The organism is Streptomyces sp. NPDC002790, from assembly GCF_040295505.1.
Taxonomy (GTDB): domain Bacteria; phylum Actinomycetota; class Actinomycetes; order Streptomycetales; family Streptomycetaceae; genus Streptomyces.
Genome location: NZ_JBEOVM010000106.1, coordinates 17,970 through 22,509, shown reverse-complemented (window position 1 = coordinate 22,509; position 4,540 = coordinate 17,970). Strand labels below are relative to the sequence as shown.

Annotated in this window: 2 protein-coding genes; both read left to right on the top strand. The window is 72.7% G+C overall.

All coding sequences use genetic code 11. The annotated features are described in order from the left end of the window. The first annotated feature begins 163 nt into the window (after window positions 1-163). Window positions 164-2,698, top strand: coding sequence for a helicase-associated domain-containing protein (locus ABT004_RS30135; protein WP_351342960.1), 2,535 nt, complete (start codon window positions 164-166; stop codon window positions 2,696-2,698). 63 nt (window positions 2,699-2,761) lie between these two features. Then, window positions 2,762-4,405 (top strand): DNA repair helicase XPB, encoded by a 1,644-nt coding sequence (locus tag ABT004_RS30130; protein WP_351342958.1) that lies wholly within the window; start codon window positions 2,762-2,764, stop codon window positions 4,403-4,405. The last annotated feature ends 135 nt before the right edge of the window (window positions 4,406-4,540 follow it).

Genomic DNA, 4,540 nt, shown 5'->3' with positions numbered 1-4,540 from the left:
CTTGATCTATCAAGCCCCGCCGGCGATTGAGGCGATCTTTCCAGCCCCGCCGGCGTTTGAGGCGGCCTTTCCAGCCCCGCCGGCGATTGAGGCGCGGGGTCCGGGGCGGAGCCCCGAGGGCGTAACGCCGGTGCGGGGGGTGAAGGCCGCTAACGTGGGTGGGATGAGCAGCGACGAGCAGACGACCGCGGCAGCACCCCGCTCCCTCGCGGAAGCGCTCCGCGCACGCGACGACGGATCCCTCGCAGCGCTCCTGCGCACCCGCCCCGATCTGCTCGGCCCCGTGCCGAACGACATGACGCAGCTCGCCACCCGCGCCGGCACCCGCGCCTCCGTCATCCGCGCCCTCGAGCGCCTGGACCGCTACACCCAGCAGGTGGCGCAGGCCCTCGCCGTGGCCCCGGACCCGACGACGTACGAAACGCTGGAATCCCTCCTCCCTGGCGAGGACTCCGCCGCCGCGCTCCCCCGCGCCGTCGCCACCCTCCGCCGCCAGGCCCTCGCCTGGGGCGGCGACGACCAGCTGCGCCTCGTCCGCACCGCCCGCGAACTGCTCGCCCCCACCCCCCAGCACCCGTCCCCGACCGGGCTCGGCCCCACCGTCGCCGAGGCCACGGCCGGGATGTCGCCGGGACGCGTGCAGGAGATCGTCGCGGCGGCGGGCCTGCCGTCGACGCACGATCCGGTCTCCGCCGTGGCCGCGCTCACCGCCCTCTTCACCGACCCGACCCGTATGTCGGCACTGCTCGACGAGGCGCCGACCGAGTCCATCGACGTGCTGAACCGGCTGGTCTGGGGCCCGCCGTACGGCCAGGTCACGGCCCAACCGGCGGCGCACCTGCGGTGGTTGCTCGACCGCGGCCTGCTCGTGCCGACCAACCCCGGCACCGTGGTGCTGCCTCGCGAGACGGCGCTGCACCTGCGCGGCCGCCGCGCCCACCGCACGCTCGAACCGCTCGCACCGCCCCTGCGGGAGAAGGCGGCGCACCGTCCACAGGTTGTGAACGCGGCGGCGGCCGCCGAGGCGTACACGGCGGTGACGACCGTCGAGGAGCTACTGAAGGACTGGGACGAGGGCGGGCCCGCCGTGCTCCGCGCGGGCGGCCTCAGCGTCCGCGACCTCAAGCGCACCGCCGTCGCCCTCGACAGCACCGAGCAGACCGCCGCCTTCTGGGTCGAACTCGCCTACGCGGCAGGCCTGTTGGCCCCCGACGGCGAGGCCGACGAGCGCTACGCCGCGACGCCCGCGTACGACGAGTGGGTGCTGCTGCCGCCCGCGGAGCGCTGGCAGCGGCTCGCGGCGGCGTGGCTGCCCGCGACGCGCACGGCGGGCCTGGTGGGCGGCCGTGACGGCAAGGACAGGACGCTGTCCGCCCTCGGCCCGCACCTGGACCGTTCCGCGGCTCCCGAAGTACGGGCCCGGGTCCTCGCCCTGCTGCGCGACGAACTGCCGGAGGGCACCTCCCCCGAGCCCGACTCGGTGATCGAACGCCTCACCTGGGAACGCCCGCCCGTCTCCCACCACCGCCCTTCCAACGAAGGCGCTGCGCGCCCCTCTTCCTCCTCCCCCGCCACCCTCGACCTCCGCACCCGCCTCGCCCACTGGACCCTCACCGAATCCGAACTCCTCGGCATCACAGGCCGCGGAGCGCTCTCCGCGCACGGCCGGGCGCTGCTCGACCATCAAGCCCCTGCGGCGATTGAGCAGGCTTTTCAAGCCCCGCACTTGGACGAGAGCCCGCGGGGTCCGGGGCAGAGCCCCGAAACCGCCCGCGCCGCGAAGCTCCTTGCGCCCCTGCTCCCCGAACCCCTCAGCCACGTCCTCCTCCAGGCCGACCTCACCGCGGTGGCACCCGGCCCCCTGGAACGCCCCCTCGCCGACGCCCTCTCCGTCCTCGCCGACATCGAGTCGAAGGGCGGCGCCACGGTCTACCGCTTCACCCCCGGCTCCGTCCGCCGCGCACTCGACTCCGGCCGCACCGCATCCGACCTGCAAGCCTTCCTCACCGAACACTCCCGGACCCCCGTCCCGCAGCCCCTCGCCTACCTCATCGACGACGTCGCCCGCCGCCACGGCCACCTGCGGATCGGCGCGGCCTCCGCGTACGTACGGTGCGACGACGACGCCGTGCTCGGCGAGATCATGGCGGACAAGCGGTCCGCGTCTCTGCGCCTGCGCCGCGTCGCGCCGACCGTCCTCGCGGCCCAGGCCGACCCCGGCACGCTCCTCGAAGGCCTGCGCTCCATGGGCTTCGCCCCGGCCGCCGAGACCCCCGAGGGCGACGTCCTGATCGCCCGCGCGCACGCCCACCGCACGCCGCCCCGCACCGCGCCCGACCCAGTCCCGGACGGCCCGCCGCTGCCCGACGACACCCTCGTCGAAGCGGCGCTGCGGGCGATCCGCGCGGGCGACGCCGCCTCCACCGCCCCCCGCAAGCAGGCCTCCGCCCATCCCAGCAACGGCGAGCTGCCGCGCACCGGCTCCGCCGAGACCCTTGCCACGATGCAGGCCGCTGTCCTCACCGGCGAGGCCCTGTGGATCGGCTACGTCAACGCGGAGGGCGCCGCGAGCCAGCGCGTCATCGCCCCCGTCCGCGTCGAGGGCGGCTTCGTCACGGCGTACGACCACACGGCCGACGAGGTCCGTACGTATCCGCTGCACCGCGTGACGGGGGTGGCGGAGCTCTCCGAGCAGTGACGCCCCCTGCCTGCCGGGATGCGGCACACTGGACGTTTGGCCCGTGCGGAAGGAAGTGCGTACGTGAACGGTCCACTCATCGTCCAGAGCGACAAGACCCTGCTCCTCGAGGTCGATCACGAGAAGGCCGACGCCTGCCGCCGGGCCATCGCCGCGTTCGCCGAGCTGGAGCGGGCTCCCGAGCACATCCACACCTACCGGCTCACGCCGCTCGGGCTGTGGAACGCGCGGGCCGCGGGGCATGACGCGGAACAGGTCGTGGACGCGCTGGTGGAGTTCAGCCGCTACCCCGTGCCGCACGCGCTGCTCGTCGACATCGCCGAGACGATGGGCCGCTACGGTCGCCTCACGCTGAGCAAGCACCCGGCGCACGGCCTCGTACTCACCTGCACCGACCGGCCCGTCCTTGAGGAGATCCTCCGCTCGAAGCGGGTCCAGCCGCTGGTCGGCGCCCGCATCGACGGCGACACCGTCGCCGTGCACCCCTCCGAGCGCGGCCAGATCAAGCAGACGCTGCTGAAGCTGGGCTGGCCGGCCGAGGACCTCGCCGGATACGTGGACGGCGAGGCGCACGAGATCGCGCTCGACGAGACCGAGTGGTCCCTGCGCCCGTACCAGAAGCAGGCCGTGGAGAACTTCTGGCACGGCGGGTCCGGTGTCGTCGTCCTCCCCTGCGGCGCGGGCAAGACGCTCGTCGGCGCCGGCGCCATGGCCGAGGCGAAGGCGACCACGCTGATCCTCGTCACGAACACCGTCTCGGCCCGTCAGTGGAAGCACGAGCTGATCAGGCGGACGTCGCTGACCGAGGAGGAGATCGGCGAGTACAGCGGTACGAAGAAGGAGATCCGCCCGGTCACCATCGCCACGTACCAGGTCCTGACGACGAAGCGGAAGGGTGTGTACCCGCACCTGGAGCTGTTCGACTCCCGCGACTGGGGCCTGGTCGTCTACGACGAGGTGCACCTGCTGCCCGCTCCGGTCTTCAAGTTCACGGCCGACCTCCAGGCACGCCGCCGGCTGGGGCTCACGGCGACCCTCGTACGCGAGGACGGGCGCGAGTCCGACGTGTTCTCGCTCATCGGCCCCAAGCGGTTCGACGCTCCGTGGAAGGAGATCGAGGCGCAGGGGTACATCGCGCCCGCCGACTGCGTCGAGGTCCGGGTGAACCTGACGGACTCCGAGCGGCTCGCCTACGCGACCGCCGAGGCCGAGGAGAAGTACCGGTTCTGTGCGACGACGGCCACGAAGCAGAAGGTGACGGAGGCGCTGGTCCGTAAGCACACGGGTGAGCAGACGCTCGTCATCGGCCAGTACATCGACCAGCTCGACGAGCTGGGCGAGCACCTGGACGTGCCGGTGATCAAGGGCGAGACGTCGAACGCGGTCCGCGAGAAGCTCTTCGAGGCGTTCCGGCAGGGCGAGATCAACGTCCTGGTGGTCTCCAAGGTCGCGAACTTCTCCATCGACCTGCCGGAGGCGACGGTGGCGATCCAGGTGTCCGGCACGTTCGGCTCGCGCCAGGAGGAGGCGCAGAGGTTGGGCCGGGTGCTGCGTCCCAAGGCGGACGGCCATGAGGCGCGCTTCTACTCGGTCGTCGCCCGTGACACCATCGACCAGGACTTCGCGGCGCACCGCCAGCGCTTCTTGGCCGAACAGGGTTACGCCTACCGAATCGTCGACGCGGACGAACTCCTCGCGGAGAACTGACCGGCCCCCCGTTCCTACGCCACGGAGCTCCGCCCCGGACCCCGCTGCTCAATCGCCGCAGGGGCTTGATTATCAAGCCCCTGCCGCGACTGAGCAGACCCGCCCAGCAGGACTTGAGCTATCAAGCCCCTGCCG

What these genes read in the sequence shown, in the direction of transcription:
- ABT004_RS30135 (WP_351342960.1), top strand. Translation starts at nt 164, where the DNA reads ATGAGCAGCGACGAGCAGACGACCGCGGCAGCACCCCGCTCCCTCGCG.